The sequence below is a fragment of the Danxiaibacter flavus genome, from assembly GCF_041060425.1.
GTDB lineage: Bacteria > Bacteroidota > Bacteroidia > Chitinophagales > Chitinophagaceae > Danxiaibacter > Danxiaibacter flavus.
The window spans coordinates 190,109-211,828 of record NZ_JAULBC010000004.1; the positions used below are offsets into that span (position 1 = coordinate 190,109).

Sequence of the window (21,720 nt, forward strand, 5' to 3'; positions counted from 1 at the left end):
GTAGTTTTCCCTGGTACTAGATGGTGGTTAGGTAATTGATAGTTGTGATTGACGGAAAAAAGAAATACGCACCGCCCCTTACTGTTACAAAACTCTTCATGCCTGTTATATATTTATTCACAGGTTTGGCAGGTATTGTAAATGTTTGTTCTGTTCCCGGCGGGCACACTTCTCTTATTCCACTAACAGGATCAGGATCATTGTAGAGTTGCAAAAACTTTGGATAGTTGGCCCATGTATAGGAAATAAATTCAAACTGGCGCCCAATGTCAGCGTTAAAGCAGGTGAACATCAATCCTACTTCAGTTTCCGGCTTGTGATTGGTTGGCGAACCTGCAAAAGGTTGCCCATACAATCTTGCCCTGCGTATAATACGATGTCTCCTGGTAAGTTTGAATGATTTCTCCACGCCATTATCCTCGAACGCATCGCGTGGATTTGTGCGGCGTATATGTGAACCAAAAGGACATTTCAGACCTTCCTTGTCAGAATCCTGGTAGGTAAAATATGCTGTATAGTAATCAACTTCTTTATTGTCACCGGCAGGATCAGCATCAGGATAAAGCGATAATGGCGCGCCGCTTGGCCAGCGTCCCATCATCTTGCTTGCAAGCTTCACACTTTCCTGTACATTCATGCTTCCATCATCATTTTTTGTCTTTTCATTCATGAAGGTCCAGTAGCCGTCCACATCTTCCTGCAGTTGACGCATAACCATGTAGGAGCCATTGCGGCCAATGTCTTTTTTACCTGTGCCCATCGGATCATAGGGCAGGTCGGACATGTTACCCTGATCCTTTGTAAGAATGGGCGTATCAGGAAAGACATTGTATTCATTTTTATACCCCATAATAAACTCACCCGCATTCACATAATCCTGCTCAGGCCCCTTGCGGTCGCTGCCTTTAATAAGCGGCTGGGATATACCGTCCCTGAATCCAAAATGTTCTTTATTAAAAGGAAGCGTTTGACCATCCAGTTCAAAAACATTTTTGAGGCCTGCAGCAAGAAACTGTTGTTCAAGCTGTTTGTAATAATTGATTGCAGTGGCTTCATCAGCGCCAAACACCATTAACAGGATGTGCGCTTCTTCATTATTGGGACCACCCCAGCGCCATTTTTCAGGAGCACTGCTATCGTAGTCTGCCAGAATGCGCTGCCGGTGTGGTGTAGTCATTCCTTCATAAAATTCCCTGCGAAAATTGCTCAGGTTCTCTTCATTCATACCTAACGCCCGCAACCCTTGTGCCGTAAAGGCTATGTTGAGGCAATTGCTTTTGGGAAAATGGGTAACATTGGTTATGCTACCACTAATATCTTTTAAAAAGGTTTTGGCAGCCGCAGCATCTGTTACATGCAGCATAACATAACGCGAATACATCATGTGCTTATAGCCTCTTACTATATAACCCTGGATATCTGCTTCTTCAAGTTTTTCCATAAAATGAAGTTGATTTTTTATTGTACTGGTTTCAGTTGTGTTGAAGCATTTAATTAAAAGCGGTTTAAGAAACGTTGCGCTTCCGCTTCAGTAGTGTTCAGCATAAGTTCATTCCTGATATAGGTATTGTTCATTACATTCTTAATAGAAAGATTGGGATAAGCACAGTACCACACAGCGGTTGGTATTTGATAATAGCGGCTCCATGCAAGAAAATGTTCTTCGTCATACGCGCCGCCTGTAAACAGAAACCGGGTTGGCGGAAAGTTTACCGTATTGCTCCAGATGCCTGTTAATCCCCAACCGGACTTGTCTATAAAATCTCCGAGATACTGTTGCCAGCTTCCATCAAAATTGCTGAAGAAAAGCATACGCTTTTGATCATCCATCAACAACCACCGTGCGAAATGGATTGTTGGAATACCCATCAGCTTACCTTTTACAAACAGGTTTTTAACAAGCGACTTTGCAAACAACATTAAGCCCATCAACGTTATAAGCCGTATTTGCCCGGGCTTCATAATAAGAAGTTGTGTAAACTGGTTCTGATTATGAAAATCTTCATATTCTTCCAGCTTGCGGATATGTGCGCCATCTATCTGGCTGGAGGTAAGTCCCAGCGCTTTATCCTTGCGCTCATACAGAAAATGAATGACCAGTATCCATATAATAATAAACGGCAAAAGCACCAGCAGAATAAGCCCCAGCAATGCCATGCCAAGCCAGTTTTCCTTTGGCAGCTTTACACTCTCCCGCGCCCATTGAAACTCGGTTTTCGAAAGAACATCTGTTTTTATTGCGGCATGAATTTCTTTTGCAGATTGACTGCCCCATTTGCCGTTGCGAATTAAATTAAGGATGTATTCCCGTAGTTCGTTTTCCTTGCGGATCTGGACTAATGTACGTCCGGGGGCACCGGCAAAAAATGCTGACGCCTTTACGCGCCATTTTTCCAGGTATGCTTTTCTTGTTGCAGGATTTCTGTTAGCAGCATCAGGATAACCTTCGCAATTTTCATATAGCTTATCAATAAAATCACCGCAAGTAGTAGCAAGCGCTGTTAGCTGAGCATCTTCATCCCCATCGTAATCCGTACCCAACACGAATTTTGCGGGATAGCTGTTTCCTGATTCATCAGGCGGCTGGGCTTCCAGCAAAACAAGTCGCAGATAATGTATCGTGTCAACATTCTGAAAGGATTGCTGCACGCCGTTATCCAATCCCGATCTTATTTGCTTTAAAACTGTATCCAGGTTGTTGTAGGCCGAAGGAATTACTGGCGTAGCCAGTGTAAGCGGTTGTTGGCGAACCATGATATAATTGTTTACTGATTGTTTAGAAGGAACAGAAGGGTATACTTATAAAATGCGTTTACGAACGCCTTATTCATCGTCATCACTACCATCAAACGCCACAACAAAATTTGTAGGAAAAGGCCCCTGTTGTAAACCGGTCCTCATGCCCGCACGCCCGTCACCTCTTCTAACGTTCTTTAATCTTAAAACTGAAGCTACTAATTCAGAGATAGTGACAGCGTTAATGTATTTGCCATAGCACTCGTGCAAACCATAACCGTAGTTCATGTACACGGACGTTCTTTCCGGGTCAAATTTTTTGGGTTCGGGAAATGCAGCAGGATCGAACATGGCAGCAGCCGTTAACGCAAACACCTTTGTTTTGGCAGGGATGGTGTATGCCTTGTTTCCTTTGCCCCTGAGCTCCTGCTTTGTTTCTGAATAGCGTATAACACCGGGCTGTGCAGGATTAAAACGCAGCGCTTCGGAAACGTAACCATACATTTTCTTCATGTCCTTTGCGCGGGCTACTTCTTCTGCTCCCGGTAAAACGTCGGGACGGTTCAGCAGCTCATCCAGCACCAGCACAACAGCCTTATTTGTTGTTTCCAGAATACCTGTCAACAAGCCGCCAACGTTACGCTGCAATGTATCATCATCAAACCACTCGTTACCCGGTTGCTGCTGCATTAACAGCAGGCGGTTAAGAATATTATCGTCAAGTGTTTTTCCGTCTTTCAGCATTTGCTTGCGATCCTCAATCAGTTCCAGAATCCAGTCACGGCGCTGCAATGCTGCATCTACAGCAAGCTTGTGCTTGGCTGCATTACCCGTAAAATTGAGAAAGAGATCATAGAATAGTGCGCGGTGCCAAAGCTTCATTTTTTCTAAGGTTGGCGCCGGTACACCAAAATAAAAATCCAGCAGTTTAACCAGTACGGGATAGTTTAATGTATTTGGCACATCTATCCTTCCATAATCTTTTACGTTTGCGATTATTTCGTCAGCGGCATTTCTTACAAATCCTCTTATCAGTTCAAGATCATCTTTTTTTGTTGCTGCTCTTACAAAATTCCGTTCGCGATCAAACTGCGGGTTATCTCTATCCCAGCCAAGAAAAAACGCGCCGCGTTGATCGGCCATTTTTTTTGAGTTGATTTCCTCTACCGTAAAGTCAAGATCACGTTCCAGCAATTCTGTAACAAGATCATTCCTGTTTACAGTCATCAATTTCAACGGACCAAGCTTTAGAACGGGATATTTTTTTTGCAGGAAATAAAAGAGATTGGCTTTACTAATGTTCATGGATAGTTTCAGCCTGTCAACAATTGTTGCAAGCAGACCGGGCTCTTTCGGCATATCAGAAGGCAGACGCTTTGGCGGGCGGTCTTCCTGGTAAAGACGAAGCACAAACTGTCCTGCAGCGGTAGCTCTTAATTCATCTATTACAAGCCTGTAAGCATCCGGCACCTGGTTTATTTTAGGTGTAACACTGCCGCATTCTTCAGGCAATATTAATGGAGAAGAAATGGATGCAAAAGCAATATCAGCTAACGTAGGTGTATCGCCTGTAAGATATTTTCTGCCATCGGCCAGTAGTCCATTCACCCGGGCGAATGTTTTACGGATAAAGTCAAGTAACTGATCAGAGGAGCAACCAGACAGGTTATGATCACTCTTTAAAGCGGCGGAGATAGATCCGAATTTAAAACTATAATTCAGCCTTTCACCAATGGGTACATGGCGCGTGAATACAGCTTTTGCAAATGAGGCATTTGGCAGCATTTGCAGATAAACATATTTAGTTACAGCTTCTTCGTATTCGCCATTAAAAAGGTTATAAAGATCCAACACCTCTTTCTTCCTGCCTGTTTCAGCCGGAACCATTTTTTTCGAGCTCAGGCAATTCTGCTCGCAGTATTGTACAACGCTGTTGGTAGTATAAATAAGGCCATCATTCATCACTAAAACGGGATTGTTCCGTATGCCGTTATTATCAGTAAGTTTTTGTATTACCTTCTTATACAATCCTGGCGCATGCACCTCGTCTTTGTAAGGTATTCCGTTAAGATCCAGTATCCAGCGGGCTATTTCGTCCGTTCCCCCAATACTATTGCTTACAAATGTGGGAAATGTCTTGGAATAGTTGAATGACTTCCTGAAATAGATTTGATCAGGATCGTTGTATGGGTTAGTCATAAGTTTATGAACGGGGTGTTTAAATTATGGCAACAGAAGATTATCTTCTGTTGAAATCGTTTCAATATCAAAATAACAAATATTTTCGAGAAAAGAAAATGTGATTTACCGGATTACCGGGCGGATAAATCACAGCATAAAGCCAGCACCGTTGGGTTAACCAACAGCCTGAGCAAATAATCCTGGCAAACATGTTTGGACCATTAAACAAGGCCGCATTTACGATCGTTTTATCCGTTCTCACAGAAAAAAAAAGCAAAACGATTTTTATGACAGACTCCAATACCGATCAAAAGAATCTTGCTAAAGCAAGTGACCATCTGGCTAACGAGCGAACATTCCTGGCGTGGATACGTACCGCAATTGCCGCAATGGGATTTGGATTTGTGGTGGTAAAATTTTCGCTGTTTGTTAAACAGCTTTCGCTTGTGTTTACAGACAAGCCCATTGTTTCCACAAGCAAGGGTTATTCCGGAGCAATCGGTATTTCCCTCGTTTGCCTCGGCGCCCTGATTGCGGTTTTATCTTTCTTACGATATAAGCGAATTGAAAAAAGTCTCAAAAACAATGAGTTCTATCCTTCATCAAGATTGATTGTTATTTTGATGCTTGCGATATTGTTTGGAGGCTTCTTCCTGGTTCTGTATTTAGTGCCGAATATTTAGACACTGCACATCCAATCTCGTTTACTTGAGAAAGTATCTTCAACTTTGAGATGTCTTATCATTCCAATGACAGGTTTTATAACAGCAACAGATTTTCCCGTAGGGAATTAAGTTCAGTAGAAATGTTCGAATCGAGAACCTCATAGCCCGTTAGGGCTTTAACCAAATAAAAGGGATTAATGTCCTACGGACAAGAAAGGCCTTGTATGTTTTGTTTTCTATTGAGCTTAAAGTCCTACGGACTATCGATGAAAAATGTACTGTCGTCTCTTTTTGATTGTGGGCAACCAAATTTACTCCCCGACATGGCTATCCTGGCTTATCCTAAAAAGTAGTCACAGCAACACCAATAACGACTATATAATAATTTGGAAGTTTGCACCCGCATAGTCGCCTCGACTAGAGAATTTGGTCTGAACAGGCAAGACTGCGCAACTTTAGACCTCACAGCAATATTGCATTAAACTTTGAAAAACGCAAAGCCCACAATCGCCACCTGCTTAATTTCAGCTACTTTTAATTTCTTCACCTTGTCAACATCCTCCCAAACGCTAATCATGCCAATTAGCCGTTCACCCAAAAAGTATTCAGCAAATCAAAGAGCTTTGTAACTTAACAAAGACTTTCGCGACCCAACTGCGGAAAACCAGATCAACAGGCAGGTTTAAAATTCCCCAACAATTTACATTCCCGCCAAATAGCAGACTTACCATAAATTTTTATTGTAGCGCCATTTAATACGCTATGTGACTATTATATACACTTAAAAAATTAAACAGATGAAAAAGCATGCTATCCTCTTTTCTTTGCTGCTGATATGCGGCACAGCCACCTTTGCACAATGCGGTAAAAAACTCCTTCTTAATTCTGTGAAAACAGAATACCTGGATTCTACCAACACACTGCAACGATCTGTAGACGAAAACACATCTATTGAAATCAGCGACTCGGAAATTACTATCAAACCCGCGGACAACACAATAACGGGTGCCGTAAAGTCTCAAACCTGTAGCTGGAGCGTACCTTATAAAGAAGGGAAAAGTGTTATTAAAACATTACTGAAAACGCAAAATGACGAACGAAGCGCTACGCTTACGATTGAAGGCAAAAATGGAGTTGTGACCATGCTTGTGGAAATGGCAGAAGATCCAAACAAGAAAATCAGGGTTACACTTACCAGGTTCGAAGAGTTTCCGGGATAAAAGGGCACTCCATATTTATGAAAGATTCCCTTTCAGCATAAAGCCAACAATCTTCATTCCGGCTTTTATGAGGGTGGCTTTGGATGCTTTATTTTGCAGGTTACATCTTGCCGCCGGCACTTTGCCTGCCTGGTATGTAACTTTTTTCAACTCCTGTATTATATAAGCACCAAAGCCTTTTTTACGGCAGTTTTCTTTAACCTCCATGTACAGGTCTGCAAAAGGCGCGTTATAGTGCATTAGAAAGCCTCCTGTAGCAACTATTTCGTTATTCCATTCCACCACGTATTCGCCCTCGCCTTCAACATGATGCTCAAAAATTCTATCATCCGCTTTTTTTAGCCGGAAACTTGCACCAACGATGGAATGGTCAGTCAACATTCCATCTTCAAACAAAACAACCGTAGTTTTTATTTCGTGCGCAAATTCAAGCAGTGCAGCAGACGTGAAAGGATCATTACTTTGGCTTTCAATATACAGCGGGTGCGCAGTCTCGATAGCCGCCACAAAAAAGCGACTTGAAAAGCGATTATACTCCGGCAATACAAAAAACTCAAAAACAGTATCTTTTATATTCCGGTCATCTCCGCCACACAAAGCGATATAGCCTGCCGGCATATTATCATAGCGAAACATATAAACATCTGCCCAACCACGTTCGTGATATGCATTGTGAATGAACTGGCAATTGATCGCCCTTAAAAACAAATTCCGTAATGAAACTGTTTCGTGTTTGGTAGTTTTAGATACTTGCACTTTCATACTGAGGGACTTTACGTATTGTGGCTATTTTAGAGAATGTGAGTCGCGCTAAAGTACGATTTACGAAGCCTGCCCGTATGAAACATTCAGGCGGGTACGAAGTACTTAATTCCAAGACCCTACGGCTTTTTAACATACAATCGGATGTCATGCTTTCAATAAATATGAGTCCACACTAAGTACGATTTACAAAGGCTTGCTATTCTAACATCTGGTTAAAAGAGTAATATTGGAGATAGCCGGCAATCGCATGTCATGCCTTCAACAGCAATTTCTTAAACTTCTCCAGTTCTTTAACTTCGGTACTATTCAGCGTTTCGTTGTTATCGTATTTTGATTTTAAAAAAAGAACCCGCTTGTGCTGGGGATACTTCGCAAGGATTTCACTGATCAAAGAACCTGCATATTCATCTTTCACAAACATTGGAGCTGCTTCCACTACCTCCGATTTAAAACGGTTGGGCATCTTCAAAATGGTGGCTTCCAACGTGGCCAGCCAGTTCGGCGGCAGATCCTTTACTTTTTGTGCTTTTAAAAAAAGCCCCTGCAATTGCTTTTTACTCAGACTTCCACGTTCCTCGTACTGGTGCCATAGGCTTTGTATAAATATGGCATCCGGAAAAGCTTTATAGCATGCTTCCAGTATTTTATCAATTATGTCCAGGCCGGCCTTTTTCTTCTGCATCCCTTGTATTCGTTTACTTCACCCAAAGGTAAAAGCCCTCACTATCCATTGCAAATTGCAGCCAATAAAGTTTTACTGAATTAAATACAAAGTGAAAAATAGCATCTGCTTAATACCGATTTTTAGTTTAATAGCTTAAATTTATTCATGCCAACTACTTTTGTCATCGGCGATGTACACGGCGGGCTGAGGGCCCTGGAACAGGTGCTTAATATTGTTCCGGTATTCGAAGGAGATCTGTTGATATTCCTTGGCGATTATGTAGATGGATGGTCCCAATCTGCCCAAACAATCGATTATCTTATTCAACTTTCAACCACACACAATTGTGTATTTATTAAAGGTAATCATGATGTCTGGTGCGAAAAATGGCTGCTTGGCGAACCGCCCGATCCCAACTGGATGGCACACAATGGCGGGCTGACGATAAAAAGCTATCTTAATTATAGTAAAACGCAACAACAGGAGCATGCAGCTTTTTTTCAGCAAATGAAGCTTTACTATGTAGATGACAAGAACAGGCTGTTTGTTCATGCAGGATTTACTTCTATGCATGGCCCGGAAAAAGAAAGAGACCAGTCCAATTTTTATTGGGACAGAAGTCTTTGGGAAGTAGCGCTGGCAACCGGCAACTGTGTTCCTGAACAATCGAAGTATTATCCTAAAAGACTGTTGCTGTATGATGAGATCTTTATAGGGCACACACCAACAATTAACTATGATACGGATAAGCCCATCCACGCATCCAATCTCTGGAACATTGATACAGGTGCTGCTTTTTACGGCAAGCTGACAGTGATGGATGTAAATTCAAAAATTTATTGGCAGAGCGACACAGTAAGAGATCTGTATCCGGGTGAAACAGGAAGAAATGTGAGATAACATGCGTGAAACATTAACCAGTTAAACACATCCAAAAAACGATATGCTTATAGACTTCAACAACCAGGCAGGCATTATTACCGGCGCAGCATCTGGCCTGGGAACCGCCATTGCCGAACGACTGGCCACCTACAATATGCGACTCGCTTTGTTTGATAAAGACAAAGGAGCGCTACAGGCTTTGAAGAATGAACTTCCCTCCTGCTGCGAAGCATTTCCATTAGATATTACCAACGAAAAAGAAGTTCAGGAAGCAGTAAACGCTGCGGCCGGAATTTTTGGAAAAATTGATATACTCGTAAACAGTGCAGGCATCACCGGCAAAACAAATGTAAAGAGCCATGAAGTTGATACGGATAATCTTCAGCAAGTGTTCAACGTTAACTTCATGGGGAGCTACTATACGTCTAAATATGTGCTGCCGTGGATGCTGAAAAACAATTATGGCCGTATACTTCATATTGCTTCAATCGCAGGAAAGGAAGGCAATGTCGGCATGCTTGCGTATTCTGCATCTAAGGCTGCGGTTATCGGCATGACCAAAGTGCAGGGCAAAGAGTATGCAGAGACAGGCATTACCATCAACGCAATAGCGCCTGCCGTTATAAACACGCATCTTGTAGAAATGATGCCTGCTGAACAGGTGAAATATATGACGGACAAAATTCCCATGAAACGTTGTGGCACACTGGAAGAACTGGTTGATATGGCTTCTTATATTCTTTCTCCCAATAACAGTTTTACCACGGGCTTTACGTTTGATTTATCCGGAGGAAGAGCGACGTATTAGTGGAAAGTTGAAAATTGAGAATGTGCGAATATGCAAATGTGCAAATGTGCGGATTTGCAAATGAAAGGGCGAAGATTGGGAAGCTGACAAAAAATTAAAGAAATCAGTGATCAAAAAATCAGACATCAGACATAATAAAATCGATATGCAAATATGCGGATGAGAAAATGTGCAAAATGAAAAGCATAGTGTACCCAAAAGCTGACAAAAAATTAAAGAAATCAGAGATCAAAAAATCAGACATCAGACATAAATCGATATGCAAATGTGCGAATGAGAAAATGTGCAAATGAAAAGCACAGTGCACCGGAAAGCTGACAAAAAATTAAAGAAATCAGAGATCAAAAAATCAGACATCAGAGATCTGCTAAATTCTATTGCTATGAGTAACGAAACAAACGAAATAACTGTTGGCGTTGTGGGTTTGGGATTAATGGGTTGCAGTATTACTGCCTGTCTGCTGATGGCAGGGCATAATGTTGTGGCAGTGGCGCCTGTAAGTGCTGATCTTTTACATGCTGAAAACAGGATCAAAGAACATTTAAGAAAATCACAGGAAGAAGGGCTGACAATGAAGTCACCAGATTTCTATTTTAAGCATCTGGTAATAACAGAAGATTATTCAGCACTACACGATTGCAAGCTGGTAATTGAATGTACACTGGAAAATCTTGAGATTAAAAAAAACGTTTACGCAAAGGTCGAGTCCGTTATAAGTCCGCAAGCAATACTCGTAAGCAATACTTCTGCCATACCTATCAGCATATTGCAGCAACAAACAAAACATCCTGACAGATTTTTTGGATTACACTGGGCTGAGCCTTCACATACAACCAGGTTTCTGGAAGTTATTTGTGGCGAACAGAGTGATATTACAAAAGGAGAATACCTGTATGAATTGTCTCACAAATGGGGCAAGGAGCCTACGCTGGTTCGCAAAGACATCAGGGGATTTATTACCAACCGGCTTATGTATGCGTTATACAGAGAAGCCTTCTACCTGGTTGAAAACGGCTATGCAACTGTTGAAGATGTAGACAGGGCCTGCCGCAACAATGCAGGCTACTGGATGACACTCGTTGGTGCATTCAGGTGGATGGATTTAACAGGTGTACAAGCTTATCACAACGTAATGAAAGATCTTTTTCCTACACTTAGCAATTCAACCGATGTTCCAAAATTAATTGATGATATTGTTAAAGATGGAGGCCGCGGCGTGGCAAATGCAAAAGGATTTTACAATTACACGGAAGAAGAAGCCAGGCTTTGGGAACAGACTTTTACCGAATTTAGTTATGAGATAAGAAAACTCGCCTTAAAATATCCGGCGGATGTAGTAAAAAAGAAATTGGCTGAAAAAGAAAAGAGTTAACACGACCAACATCCGTTTACCAAATGAACCACTTTCTACCCGTGTAATTGTTAATGAAGGCAGCGTTTAATTATACTGCCGTATTTTTAATCATTCAATTCTGCGAACATGTCAAATAATTTACAACAAACGCCATTCTCCATTCTAAACAACAAAGAGAATATGCGTTTTGAAATACATGTAGAAGACGAGGTTGCTTACCTTGAATATCGCATGTACAAAAAGGATATCGCCTTTATGCACACTTTTGTTCCTGAAAAACTGGGTGGTAGAGGATTGGCATCTTCATTAGCCATATATGCCTTTGCTTATGCGAAAGAACACAATCTGCCGGTGATGGTTTATTGCCCCTATGTTGCCGGCTTCATAAAAAAATATCCCGAATACAAGGTTCAGTTAGATCCACAATATTATCATTGACCACCTTCGGCATTTTAATAGAGCAACAGCCCCTTTAAACAAAAAGCCAGTAACGGTTGTTTAGTCCTTTAATTGCTGCAATTCACTCATTTAATCACAATTGCACGAGGCTATCAATGGACTGGCTGATTCAAACACTTCGTCATTATCCTGAACTGGCAGTGTTCTTAACACTTGCAGTTGGTTTTGCTGTTGGCAAGCTGAACTTCGGCGGATTTCATCTTGGTCCCGTAACAGGGGTTCTTTTAGCGGGCATTTTGGTGGGTCAGTTAAACATAAAAGTCTCTGCAAATGTGGAGTCTGTTTTCTTTTTGCTTTTTCTATTCTCGGTTGGCTATGGAGTGGGTCCGCAATTTTTCGAGGGCCTTAAGAAAAATGGGCTGTCACAAGCATTGTTTTCTTTGATTTTATGTAGCCTCAGTTTAGCTACGGCTTACGTGCTCTCACTCATCCTGTCCTTCGATGCAGGAACAGGAGCCGGACTGCTTGCCGGCGCAAATACGAGCTCTACGATAATAGGCGTTTCTGTAGATACCATTGATCAGTTGAATTTGGCTGATGATCAAAAACAAATACTACTCAACCACGTACCTGTGGCTTACGCAGTCACTTATATTTTTGGTACAGCCGGAGTGGCCTGGTTTCTTGCTGTAGTAGCTCCTAAAATGCTTGGCGGCAATGTTAAAGAAAGATGTAAGGAGCTTGAAGCAAGCATGGAAGAAAAAGATGAGAATATTAAGTCAGCATACGATCGTGTTGCATTCAGGGCATTTCATGTAGAAAAAGAATGGTTTGCAGGAGGAAAAACAGCAAAAGAGTTGGAGCAATTCATGACTGAACGACACAAATATCTCCATGTGCTGAGCCTTCGACATGAAGGTGCAATTGTCGATGTAAACCCCGGAACAATTATCAAGCCCAATGATATTGTTGCTATGGGCGGCCAACGCAGCTTTATTATTGGAGCAGAAGAATTTATCGGCGATGAAATGGCGGATGCCGAGTTGCTCAATTTCCCGGTTGAATCACGTCGCGTGATCGTTACGAACAGCGCCCGTTCCGGACAAACCTTAATCTCAATAAGGCGGTTGGACTTTATCCATGGAATAAGCATCAGGAACCTGGAAAGAGGCGGGATTGACATGCCGTTGAAAGCTGCATTTCGTATTGAAAAAGGCGACATTCTTGAAATGGTCGGCTCAAAAAAAGAGCTTGATGTTGTTACTGACTATTTAGGTTTTGCAGAAAAAAAAGGAAACGAATCAGACATCATTTTCATAGCACTGGGCATTGTATTGGGCGGACTTCTTGGCGCATTAGCCGTTCGCATAAAGCATGTACCGTTAAGTCTGAGTACAAGTGGTGGCGCATTAATTTCCGGGTTATTACTCGGTTGGTTACGATCAAGAAAAAAACTCTTCGGCTATATACCTACGCCTTCGCAATGGCTCATGCGCACATTGGGACTGAATGTTTTTATCGCAGTTGTTGGTATAAGAGCAAGCCATGGGTTTGTTGAAGGATTAAAAGAACTCGGCCTTTCGTTATTTCTTGCAGGCATTGTTGTGAGTATGGTTCCCATGATCGTTGGCGTATTGCTCGGACGCTATGTGTTCAAATTTCACCCTGCTATTACTTTAGGCGCATGTGCAGGCGCACACAACGAATCTGCTGCATTGGGTGCGGTACAGGATGCTATGGATAGTAAAGTACCTGCTCTTGGTTATACAGTTACCTATGCCGTTGCTTGTATGTTGCTGGCAACATACGGCGTAATAATGGTGGCACTGTTACAATAAAAACGCCCAACGTTTTAACGGACATGGCTTTGCATGCCTCTGTGCAACTCAGTGCCTCTCCGTGAAGCTCTGTGTAATTGTATTTTTTTATTCCATGGACCGAAGACCAGCAGTTAATTATCCTTCACTAAAACTCGTCATTACCGGCATCTCCAAAAACTTACCAAACCGCTTTGATGCGGTTAAAATCTTCTTCTTTACAACTTCACTTGTATCACCGAACATGGCAAAATCAATATTCACTTTTTGCTTTTGAAAAGTCCGTTTCCAAACGCCGGCTACTTTACCATTTACAAGAACTGTATTATTAAAAATGCCGTTGCCCAATCCCATCACAGCTTTTACATGCTGCGGATGCAATACTGCACTTCTATCTTTATAAGCAACGATATATTCGTCAAATCCGGCCAAAAGAAATACTGCGGTTGATGTTTTGGGCAGTGCGGAATGCTCCTTCGGCATCCAATACAATTGTTCTTTTATTTTTACGCTTTGCAATTTTGAACCGCTCATTTCCAGGCCTCGTTTCACATCTGTTAATGTAAGTCCGGACCACCAGGCAAAATCCTGCATCGTGGCCGGACCGTGGCTGCCGAAATACCGCAGCGTCAATTTTTTTAAAGCCTCGTCATATTCCAATAACTCAGCCGGCTTAACCCATTCTTCTAATAACGTATGCGTATACTCTTTTCCCCGTCTTGGTCCAAAACAAATCAATCGCTCATAAGAAGCGTGCAATAACATAAAGGTTATCCGCATATCGTTCGTCGCAATCTTCTTCTTTTGCAAGGCAGTGGCAATTTCTTTTCTTGTCAGTTGCTTACCATCAATCAGCGTTTCTTCAATTATCTTCTTGCTTTTATTCAGGGTTTTCTTATCCAGTTCAAGTTTCCTGAAATGCGTTCCCATAATTCCTTCCAGTCTTGGGGAAAGAAAGCTCAACATCCAGTAAATATCACTTCGAGATAAGAAATGCAGCGTGCCCCGCATCGCCCAGGTTCTTATAATTTCTTTATCCGAAATAGCCTTTTCTATATCGGCATCGGTAGTTCCCGGCAGTCTTGAAGCAACGGACCATTTTGCGCCTGAATAATCCTGCGCCTGAACTGCGCCCAACCATTCAACCACTTCGCGCGGCTGCGTCATTTCAGTACTTGAAATTTGCTGATTATCCAGGCGTACGCTTATCAAGTCGGTTATAGTCATGAAAATTATTTAAGTCATTTGATTGATCATCGAAACAAAATAAACAAGCGATTGTGACAACGTTATGTCAGCAAGAAAAATACTATTTAATGCTGCAAGTCCCCAACAAAAAATATTAACTTGTACAAAACGAACAGGTTTCTAATCATACAAACATTGCTATGGCCGGTTATTCATCAACACCATTAGCCAAAAAGCTGGGCATAAAAGAGCACGATCACATTGCCGTAATTAACCAGCCGGAATATTATTTTTCCTTGTTTTCGGACCTGCCTTCAAGTATAGAACTCGTAACAGACAGCAAGGTCAGGAAGAACCTGATTCATTATTTTACTAATCAGACAAATAGCTATATAAAAGATCTGCCGAAGTTAAAAAAGCAAATCGAGCAGAATGGAATGATCTGGATCTCCTGGCCCAAAAAATCATCTAATATAGAGACTGATCTCAATGAAAATATTATCCGCAATTTTGCCCTGAAAAACGGATTGGTGGACGTAAAAGTTTGTGCAGTGGATGATATCTGGTCAGGACTTAAACTTGTGATTCCCGTAAAAGACAGAATATGATCTCGATAACCAAAGCAAGACAACTGGCACTCGCCTTCGAGGAAGCAGAAGAACTGCCGCACTTTGAGAAAGCTTCTTTCAGGGTTCGTAAAAAGATCTTTGCCACACTCGATGAAAAGAAGAATCAGTTAGTGATCAAACTGTCGCAGGTTGACCAGTCTGTGTTCCATGACTGGAACAGTGAAATAATCTTCCCTGTACCGGGCGGCTGGGGAAGACAGGGTTGGACAATTATTGATCTGAAAAAAGTGCCGGTCTCCGTGTTTAAAGATGCACTTTCTCTTTCCTATTGCCAAACAGCACCTGCCCAACTTGCAGCCAAATATTTAAAATGATTGCTGCCGGGGATTTCGTCTACTCATTAACCTGGTTCATCGGCAATCGGGCGGAATTGCAGGGTTAAAAATTTTTCTTTGCTCATGTTGAGATCCAAGACGTCAACCATAATTATACACCTGGCAGGCTGGCTCATATTTTTAAGCCTGCCGTTCCTGCTTTTTCCGGCACCACTCGGAAATCAAAATGTACTCAATTTACTTTCGTCGTTTAATTACTGGCTGTATTACTTTTTCTATGTCTTTCTGTTTTACTTCAACGCTTATTTTTTAATTCCCGCCATCTACTTTAAAAAGAAATACGCTTTATATGCGCTGGTCATCGCAGCATTATTTATCCTCGTTTACTTTTTAAAACAGCCAACGCATACGGAGCCGCCATTGCGCAGCTTTCGGCCAGAGCCCGGCATGGAAATGCGCGGACCGCCGCCAGGTTTTAACAGGGAAAGAAGGCCTCCGAGACCTTTTAGAGTGAATCTTGTGACAGTATTCCTGTTTACAATGGTATGGGCGTTAAGTACAGCCTTCCGTATTACACAGCAATGGACAGAAACTGAACGCAGGGCAGTGAAAGCCGAGGCTGATAAAGCCAATGCCGAACTCTCTTTTCTAAAGGCACAGATCAATCCTCATTTTCTTTTTAATACGCTGAACAATATTTACTTACTGGCAATTAAAAAGAATGAAAACACCCCTGCCAGCATTATGAAATTGTCCAATCTAATGCGGTACGTGACGGAGGATACCAATCAGCATTTTGTTCCGCTCGACGAAGAAATCAATTGTATAAGGGACTATATTGATTTACAACGATTAAGGCTAAGCAATAAGGTTAATCTGGATTTCCAGGTTGAGGGCAAGACGGAGAACAAAGTCGTTCCACCGCTACTCTTCATCACTTTTATTGAAAATGTTTTTAAATATGGCATCAGCAATCACGAGCTTTCCACTATTAATATTCACATTTATTCGGACGACAAAAGCATTACGTTTTACTGCAGGAATAGAATCTTTCAAACCAAACCTCAGGAACGGACCGGAATTGGAATTGAAAATACAAGAAAGCGCTTAGGCCACCTTTATGCCGGAAAACACGTATTAAATATAACCACGGAAAAAGATTATTTTACAGTAGAATTAATACTGCCCGTTTAAACCTCATTTGTAAAACCTGGAAACATGAGCTTTACGTGTATAGCTATTGATGATGAGCCGCTTGCCCTTGAACTGGTTGAGGAATACGTTGCAGCGTTTCCGCGATTGCAGCTTGCGCATACGTTTGATGATGCCATATCTACCGCGGAATTTTTACGTGTGAACCCCGTTGATATTCTGTTTGTTGATATTAATATGCCGGATATTACCGGGATTGAACTCATAAAATCCCTGGATTACAAACCGGCCGTAATTTTTACCACTGCCTACAAAAAATTTGCATTTGAAGGTTTTGAAGTGGAGGCAGTTGACTACCTGTTAAAGCCATTAAATTTTGATCGTTTTAGCAGAGCTGTAAATAAGGCCATTACACAGATAGAACAGAAGAGAAACAATAACAACGCAAAAGAAGAAAACCTGTTTGTGCGCTCCGAATACAGGTTGATAAAGATTAATATACAGGATATCGAATTCATTGAAAGTCTTGAAGACTATATCAAAATCCACCTCACAAATGAAAAGCCCATTCTTACTCTAATGCCTCTGAAAACCGTTTTGGAAAAATTACCACAGGACAAATTTAAAAGGATACACCGCAGCTATGTTGTTGCACTTAACAAAGTAAGGTCGGTGCTTAACCGTAAGGTTTTGCTGTTGTCTTCAACTGAATTGCCGGTAAGCGACAAATACGCAGGCTTTGTAGATGAATGGAAAAAGGGCTGACGAAAAAGGTGGCGATACATTCGCCCGCCTGAGCGAGAATTTGTGCATGGATGATTGCTTGCTTACTAGTTTTGAAGCAGAAAGTGCAATAATAATGAGGTTATGAAAGTTAGCTGTAGTCCCGGCTAAAGCCGGGGTTACAGCTTTCCCCTATATATCGATTATTGTACACAATGAAAAGACTGATTCCCCTTTTTCTGCTTCTGAGCATGGTTGTGGGCGCCTATGCGCGTCACGGCAAGGGAGGATCGTTAAGTTATACTTACCTCGGCGTCGGCTCATCGCCCAACACATCAAAATACAGTGTGGTTGTTCAGCATTACGTCAACTGTGATCTGATCGGAAATGAACTTTTCAATATTATTCTTGGTGTATATGATGCAGGATCTTCCATTCTTTTAAGAACCATTTCTGTTTCACGTTCCTCGGCGCAAACAATTCAAAAACAGCAGTTCAATGGCTGCATAAACCCGGTGCCCGTTATCTGTTTTTACCTGGCAACTTATTCTACAGTTATTGAATTGCCCGATAATAATGCAGGTTATGTTTTAACAGAACAGGAATGTTGCCGCGCGGCCGTAATCTTAAACATTAGTAATCCTACATCCGTCGGCTTTACTTATATGAATACCATTCCCGGTGTAATTAATGGTGTTGTATACCGCAACAACAGCAGCCCTATTCTTGCGCTAAAAGATACCGCCGTTATTTGCCACAATGCGCCTTTTATGATTGACTTTGGAGCGACAGATAAAGATCATGATTCACTCTCTTATTCTTTTTGCGAAGCCTTTGCTTCCGGTGTTCAACAACAACGCCAGGCAGACCCGCCGTTGCCGCCGCCGTATGCATCAGTGCCTTATAATGCAGGCTTTTCAGGATCATCACCCATGGGAAATAGTGTTCGTATCAATTCAAAAACAGGAATTATCTCCGGCACCGCGCCGGCAACTACAGGAGCTTACGTAATTGCCGTATGTATTGATGAATTCAGAAAGGGCGTGCAAATAGGTTCTACAAAAAAGGAAGTACTGATCACAGTTGCTGATTGCAGCCTTACCGCAGCAGCACTGGATCCACTTTATATAAACTGCAGTAACAGTACTTTCAATTTTGAAAATCAGTCGATGGCCAGCAACATTACTGCCTATTACTGGGATTTTGGCGTAAAAGCCAGCACAAGCGACACGTCCTCTGAACCTACACCAACTTATACTTATAAAGATACCGGCACTTATATATTGAAACTTAGAGTAAGCAGCTCGTCTGGCTGCAGTGACTCAACCACTTCTACCGTAAAAGTGTACCCCGGATTTACACCTGCATTCAGTTTTACGGGCAGTTGTTACCAGGCTCCTTTCAATTTTAGTGACAGGAGCTATGCTGCTTACGGATCTATTAACAGCTGGTTCTGGGATTTTGGAGATGAATCATCTTCGCTTAATACTGCCACCACCCAAAATGCAACGCACCAGTATACAGCGTCTGGCACCAGAACCGCTACACTGCAGGTAACCAGTACAAAAGGTTGCAGCGGGTCAGCCAGCAAAAACATAACGGTGAACGATAAACCGGAGATATTACTTCCTTTTAAAGACACACTGATCTGTGCCGACGACAAATTGCCCATAGTTGTTACAAGCACCGGCAACATTGCGACATGGACTCCCAACTATAACATCATCAATACTTCGTCGCTATCAACAGTAGTATATCCAACTGATACAACTGTTTATACGATAACGGTGAGAGAACTTGGCTGTGTAGACAGTGCATCTCTTAAGGTAAATGTGGTCGATCACATTACCGTTAAACTTTCACCAGACACTTCATTCTGCAAAGGCGATAGTTCATTCCTCCATCCTGTAAGTGACGCATTAGCATATAACTGGCAATCTTCTGATAACGGAGCATCCATTTATGACAGTCATGTAAAACAACCATTGATCTTTCCGTCGGCAACCACTACTTATCATGTCGCTGCCAGTCTTGGACATTGCAAAGACAGCGGCAGTATAACAGTAAATGTTTCGCCGTATCCATCTGTAATCGCGGGTAATGACACTACCATTTGTCATGGAACCGGCGCAGTCTTATCCGCAGTAACCAATGCTGCTTACTTTTCCTGGAACGAAGATCCATACCTGTTGCACAGGACATCTTTGACACCAGATGCGTATCCACAGGTTACAACGGCTTATATAGTCACTGTAAAAGATACTTTCTTTTGCCCAAAGCCTGTTAGTGATACAATGATCGTAACAGTCGTTCCTCCAATAGTTGTGAATGCCGGTAACGATACATCCGTGGTAATTAATCAGCCGCTGCAACTCAATGCAACATCCAGCACCAATTCTGTAAACTTTACCTGGACGCCGTCAGTCTTCTTAAATAATCCTCTCGTGGCAAACCCGGTTGCCGTTATTGGTTCTGACGAAGTTGAATGGGTGGAATATCATGTAACCGCTTCCACCAACGCCGGATGCAAAGGGTCGGACAGCATTCTTGTAAAGATATTTTCAACCCAGCCTGAATTATTTGTTCCTTCTGCATTTACGCCAAACGGCGACGGACGGAATGATCTGATCAAACCGATCCCTGCCGGAATTGCTCATTTTAACTATTTCAGAATTTACAACAGGTGGGGACAATTGATGTTTGCCACTACGCAACCCGGAGCTGGCTGGGACGGTACACTGAACGGCAGCAAACAACCTACTGCCACTTATATTTATGCTGCCGAAGGAACGGACTACAAAGGACGTGTTATTTCACGCAAAGGAACGATTGTACTGATACGTTAGCACACAACGGAACATTTATTAAGTACGATTTACGAGGCCCGCCCGCGCCGAATGCGCATTCGGACGGGTACGAAGTACTTAGAGCGATCAGGTTTTGTTTTATTCAACATCTTAATTAAGCAGTTAGCAAAGGGTTTCACGCAGAGAGCGCCAAGAAGCAGCGGCGCGACGAAAGCATTGTCAACAATTACCTGACTTTTGAATTCAAATAATTTGTTCGTCAACATTTGCTGCACTGAAGCGGAACGACAATATAAAAGTTACAAATAAAATATAAAACAGGCTTGCAATTTTCAATGGAAAAACCAACACTTTTCTAATCACAATCGCGTCTCTCTAGTCGGCCCTGAAGGGCGCTGGCATTAGCACAGGGCATCGCCCTGTGAATCAAAATCACATACAGAAAGCCGAAGGGGCGAAAGCCAACAGCCAAATTAATAGAGTGTGTATTTTCTGTTATAGCCAACACCAAACCAGACCACAAAATTTATCGGTACAAATATTCCAACGATCTATATTTTTTGAGATTGCCCTGGACAATAAGCAGCTTTATTGTACAGATGATTTCATCGTATCCATACTATTTATTACATCATTTAAATCAAGTGCTATAGCTGACTTCTACACATTCTTATTCTACAACAAAAAACTATGAAACACACCAGGGAGAAATTTTTAAAGCACTTGATAGTTGGGGCTTCATCGCTGCCAATATTAATCGAAGCATGTACTAAATCTTCAGATGCGCAGTCAACAAGTACAGATACCACATCATCCACAGGATCTGGCAAAGATTGTATTGTAAGTCCCGAAGAAACAGCAGGTCCATATCCATATGATCTCAGCAAAGATTCCAAGATGTTCCGCGTTGATATTACAGAGGGCAAAACAGGCATTCCGCTTGGACTAACTATCACCGTTGTAAATACCAACGACAACTGCAGTGCCGTTAGCAATGCGCGTGTTGATATATGGCACTGTGATAAGGATGGCTACTATTCTGAATTTGCTGAACCAGGATATCTTGGAACGCAGGATTATAGAGGAAAAACTTTTCTACGGGGTATTCAGCTCACTGATAGCAACGGACAAGTGAAATTCACCACAATTTATCCTGGCTGGTACAGCGGTAGAGTAACACACATACATGCAGAAGTATTCGTAAACAATGTACTTAAGAAAACAACACAGATGGCATTTCCGGATGACATAAACAGTGCTGTATACAAAACAGCTCTCTATTCCGCACATGGCCAAAACTCTTCTGTAGCAAACAATGCAGCAGATAACATATTCGCAGATTCATTGGATGATGAACTACTAACTCTTTCAGGAGATACAACCAGTGGTTTCACCGGCACCTTTACAATTGGTATTGAACCATAGCTAATTAGCTAACTCAAAATCGACGCTGCT

19 protein-coding genes are annotated in these 21,720 nt (G+C 42.0%); 13 read left to right on the forward strand and 6 right to left on the reverse strand.

Translation table 11 applies throughout. The features are described 5' to 3' along the window. Window positions 1-16: 16 nt before the first annotated feature. The 3 genes from QTN47_RS13530 to QTN47_RS13540 all read right to left on the reverse strand — a co-directional run bounded on the left by QTN47_RS13530 (window position 17) and on the right by QTN47_RS13540 (window position 4,935). On the reverse strand, window positions 17-1,441 hold the full coding sequence (locus tag QTN47_RS13530; RefSeq protein WP_369329922.1) for a Dyp-type peroxidase: 1,425 nt from the start codon (window positions 1,439-1,441) through the stop codon (window positions 17-19). A 53-nt stretch (window positions 1,442-1,494) separates the two neighbouring features. Further along, complete coding sequence (locus tag QTN47_RS13535; protein WP_369329923.1) at window positions 1,495-2,754, reverse strand: hypothetical protein; 1,260 nt, start codon at window positions 2,752-2,754, stop codon at window positions 1,495-1,497. 69 nt (window positions 2,755-2,823) lie between these two features. Next, a complete protein-coding gene (locus tag QTN47_RS13540; RefSeq protein ID WP_369329924.1) occupies window positions 2,824-4,935 on the reverse strand; it encodes a cytochrome P450 in 2,112 nt (703 codons plus the stop codon). Window positions 4,936-5,204: 269 nt separating this feature from the next. Here QTN47_RS13540 and QTN47_RS13545 point away from each other — a divergent pair, with 269 nt between their 5' ends. Both QTN47_RS13545 and QTN47_RS13550 read left to right on the forward strand, forming a co-directional pair. Beyond that, window positions 5,205-5,600 carry a YidH family protein gene (locus QTN47_RS13545; RefSeq protein WP_369329925.1) on the forward strand — a complete coding sequence of 132 codons (396 nt, stop codon included), beginning with the start codon at window positions 5,205-5,207 and terminating at the stop codon, window positions 5,598-5,600. Window positions 5,601-6,379: 779 nt separating this feature from the next. Continuing rightward, window positions 6,380-6,802: a hypothetical protein gene (locus QTN47_RS13550; RefSeq protein WP_369329926.1), complete on the forward strand. Its 423-nt coding sequence runs from the start codon at window positions 6,380-6,382 to the stop codon at window positions 6,800-6,802. 15 nt (window positions 6,803-6,817) lie between these two features. On the opposite strand, the gene QTN47_RS13555 is transcribed toward QTN47_RS13550, so the two are convergent. Continuing rightward, on the reverse strand, window positions 6,818-7,564 hold the full coding sequence (locus QTN47_RS13555) for a GNAT family N-acetyltransferase (protein WP_369329927.1): 747 nt from the start codon (window positions 7,562-7,564) through the stop codon (window positions 6,818-6,820). Window positions 7,565-7,817: 253 nt separating this feature from the next. Next, entirely contained in the window at window positions 7,818-8,249 is a 432-nt protein-coding gene (locus QTN47_RS13560; RefSeq protein WP_369329928.1) for a hypothetical protein, read from the reverse strand. A 147-nt stretch (window positions 8,250-8,396) separates the two neighbouring features. Between QTN47_RS13560 and QTN47_RS13565 the strand changes: the two genes are divergently transcribed. The 5 genes from QTN47_RS13565 (at window position 8,397) to aspT (ending at window position 13,512) form a co-directional block, all read left to right on the forward strand. Further along, window positions 8,397-9,131 (forward strand): metallophosphoesterase family protein, encoded by a 735-nt coding sequence (locus QTN47_RS13565; protein ID WP_369329929.1) that lies wholly within the window; start codon window positions 8,397-8,399, stop codon window positions 9,129-9,131. Window positions 9,132-9,174: 43 nt separating this feature from the next. Then, a complete protein-coding gene (locus QTN47_RS13570) occupies window positions 9,175-9,921 on the forward strand; it encodes an SDR family NAD(P)-dependent oxidoreductase (protein WP_369329930.1) in 747 nt (248 codons plus the stop codon). A 382-nt stretch (window positions 9,922-10,303) separates the two neighbouring features. Further along, window positions 10,304-11,293 carry a 3-hydroxyacyl-CoA dehydrogenase family protein gene (locus QTN47_RS13575; RefSeq protein WP_369329931.1) on the forward strand — a complete coding sequence of 330 codons (990 nt, stop codon included), beginning with the start codon at window positions 10,304-10,306 and terminating at the stop codon, window positions 11,291-11,293. A gap of 108 nt (window positions 11,294-11,401) precedes the next feature. Next, on the forward strand, window positions 11,402-11,713 hold the full coding sequence (locus QTN47_RS13580; RefSeq protein WP_369329932.1) for a GNAT family N-acetyltransferase: 312 nt from the start codon (window positions 11,402-11,404) through the stop codon (window positions 11,711-11,713). A 116-nt stretch (window positions 11,714-11,829) separates the two neighbouring features. Then, window positions 11,830-13,512 (forward strand): aspartate-alanine antiporter, encoded by a 1,683-nt coding sequence (gene aspT, locus QTN47_RS13585; protein ID WP_369329933.1) that lies wholly within the window; start codon window positions 11,830-11,832, stop codon window positions 13,510-13,512. Window positions 13,513-13,629: 117 nt separating this feature from the next. On the opposite strand, the gene QTN47_RS13590 is transcribed toward aspT, so the two are convergent. Beyond that, window positions 13,630-14,718 (reverse strand): winged helix DNA-binding domain-containing protein, encoded by a 1,089-nt coding sequence (locus QTN47_RS13590; RefSeq protein ID WP_369329934.1) that lies wholly within the window; start codon window positions 14,716-14,718, stop codon window positions 13,630-13,632. Between the two features lie 161 nt (window positions 14,719-14,879). On the opposite strand from QTN47_RS13590, the gene QTN47_RS13595 reads away from it, so the two are divergent. The 6 genes from QTN47_RS13595 to QTN47_RS13620 all read left to right on the forward strand — a co-directional run bounded on the left by QTN47_RS13595 (window position 14,880) and on the right by QTN47_RS13620 (window position 21,690). Further along, a complete protein-coding gene (locus tag QTN47_RS13595; protein ID WP_369329935.1) occupies window positions 14,880-15,287 on the forward strand; it encodes a hypothetical protein in 408 nt (135 codons plus the stop codon). After that, window positions 15,284-15,622 carry an MmcQ/YjbR family DNA-binding protein gene (locus QTN47_RS13600; protein ID WP_369329936.1) on the forward strand — a complete coding sequence of 113 codons (339 nt, stop codon included), beginning with the start codon at window positions 15,284-15,286 and terminating at the stop codon, window positions 15,620-15,622. The genes QTN47_RS13595 and QTN47_RS13600 overlap by 4 nt, the downstream gene beginning before the upstream one ends. A gap of 84 nt (window positions 15,623-15,706) precedes the next feature. Continuing rightward, on the forward strand, window positions 15,707-16,777 hold the full coding sequence (locus QTN47_RS13605) for a sensor histidine kinase (RefSeq protein WP_369329937.1): 1,071 nt from the start codon (window positions 15,707-15,709) through the stop codon (window positions 16,775-16,777). Between the two features lie 24 nt (window positions 16,778-16,801). After that, window positions 16,802-17,500 (forward strand): LytR/AlgR family response regulator transcription factor, encoded by a 699-nt coding sequence (locus tag QTN47_RS13610; RefSeq protein ID WP_369329938.1) that lies wholly within the window; start codon window positions 16,802-16,804, stop codon window positions 17,498-17,500. 173 nt (window positions 17,501-17,673) lie between these two features. Continuing rightward, window positions 17,674-20,304, forward strand: a complete 2,631-nt coding sequence (locus QTN47_RS13615; RefSeq protein WP_369329939.1) for a PKD domain-containing protein — start codon at window positions 17,674-17,676, stop codon at window positions 20,302-20,304. A gap of 651 nt (window positions 20,305-20,955) precedes the next feature. Beyond that, complete coding sequence (locus QTN47_RS13620) at window positions 20,956-21,690, forward strand: intradiol ring-cleavage dioxygenase (RefSeq protein ID WP_369329940.1); 735 nt, start codon at window positions 20,956-20,958, stop codon at window positions 21,688-21,690. Window positions 21,691-21,720: the final 30 nt, after the last annotated feature.

What these genes read in the sequence shown, in the direction of transcription:
- QTN47_RS13530 (WP_369329922.1), bottom strand. Translation starts at nt 1,441, where the DNA reads ATGGAAAAACTTGAAGAAGCAGATATCCAGGGTTATATAGTAAGAGGC.
- QTN47_RS13535 (WP_369329923.1), bottom strand. Translation starts at nt 2,754, where the DNA reads ATGGTTCGCCAACAACCGCTTACACTGGCTACGCCAGTAATTCCTTCG.
- QTN47_RS13540 (WP_369329924.1), bottom strand. Translation starts at nt 4,935, where the DNA reads ATGACTAACCCATACAACGATCCTGATCAAATCTATTTCAGGAAGTCA.
- QTN47_RS13545 (WP_369329925.1), top strand. Translation starts at nt 5,205, where the DNA reads ATGACAGACTCCAATACCGATCAAAAGAATCTTGCTAAAGCAAGTGAC.
- QTN47_RS13550 (WP_369329926.1), top strand. Translation starts at nt 6,380, where the DNA reads ATGAAAAAGCATGCTATCCTCTTTTCTTTGCTGCTGATATGCGGCACA.
- QTN47_RS13555 (WP_369329927.1), bottom strand. Translation starts at nt 7,564, where the DNA reads ATGAAAGTGCAAGTATCTAAAACTACCAAACACGAAACAGTTTCATTA.
- QTN47_RS13560 (WP_369329928.1), bottom strand. Translation starts at nt 8,249, where the DNA reads ATGCAGAAGAAAAAGGCCGGCCTGGACATAATTGATAAAATACTGGAA.
- QTN47_RS13565 (WP_369329929.1), top strand. Translation starts at nt 8,397, where the DNA reads ATGCCAACTACTTTTGTCATCGGCGATGTACACGGCGGGCTGAGGGCC.
- QTN47_RS13570 (WP_369329930.1), top strand. Translation starts at nt 9,175, where the DNA reads ATGCTTATAGACTTCAACAACCAGGCAGGCATTATTACCGGCGCAGCA.
- QTN47_RS13575 (WP_369329931.1), top strand. Translation starts at nt 10,304, where the DNA reads ATGAGTAACGAAACAAACGAAATAACTGTTGGCGTTGTGGGTTTGGGA.
- QTN47_RS13580 (WP_369329932.1), top strand. Translation starts at nt 11,402, where the DNA reads ATGTCAAATAATTTACAACAAACGCCATTCTCCATTCTAAACAACAAA.
- aspT (WP_369329933.1), top strand. Translation starts at nt 11,830, where the DNA reads ATGGACTGGCTGATTCAAACACTTCGTCATTATCCTGAACTGGCAGTG.
- QTN47_RS13590 (WP_369329934.1), bottom strand. Translation starts at nt 14,718, where the DNA reads ATGACTATAACCGACTTGATAAGCGTACGCCTGGATAATCAGCAAATT.
- QTN47_RS13595 (WP_369329935.1), top strand. Translation starts at nt 14,880, where the DNA reads ATGGCCGGTTATTCATCAACACCATTAGCCAAAAAGCTGGGCATAAAA.
- QTN47_RS13600 (WP_369329936.1), top strand. Translation starts at nt 15,284, where the DNA reads ATGATCTCGATAACCAAAGCAAGACAACTGGCACTCGCCTTCGAGGAA.
- QTN47_RS13605 (WP_369329937.1), top strand. Translation starts at nt 15,707, where the DNA reads ATGTTGAGATCCAAGACGTCAACCATAATTATACACCTGGCAGGCTGG.
- QTN47_RS13610 (WP_369329938.1), top strand. Translation starts at nt 16,802, where the DNA reads ATGAGCTTTACGTGTATAGCTATTGATGATGAGCCGCTTGCCCTTGAA.
- QTN47_RS13615 (WP_369329939.1), top strand. Translation starts at nt 17,674, where the DNA reads ATGAAAAGACTGATTCCCCTTTTTCTGCTTCTGAGCATGGTTGTGGGC.
- QTN47_RS13620 (WP_369329940.1), top strand. Translation starts at nt 20,956, where the DNA reads ATGAAACACACCAGGGAGAAATTTTTAAAGCACTTGATAGTTGGGGCT.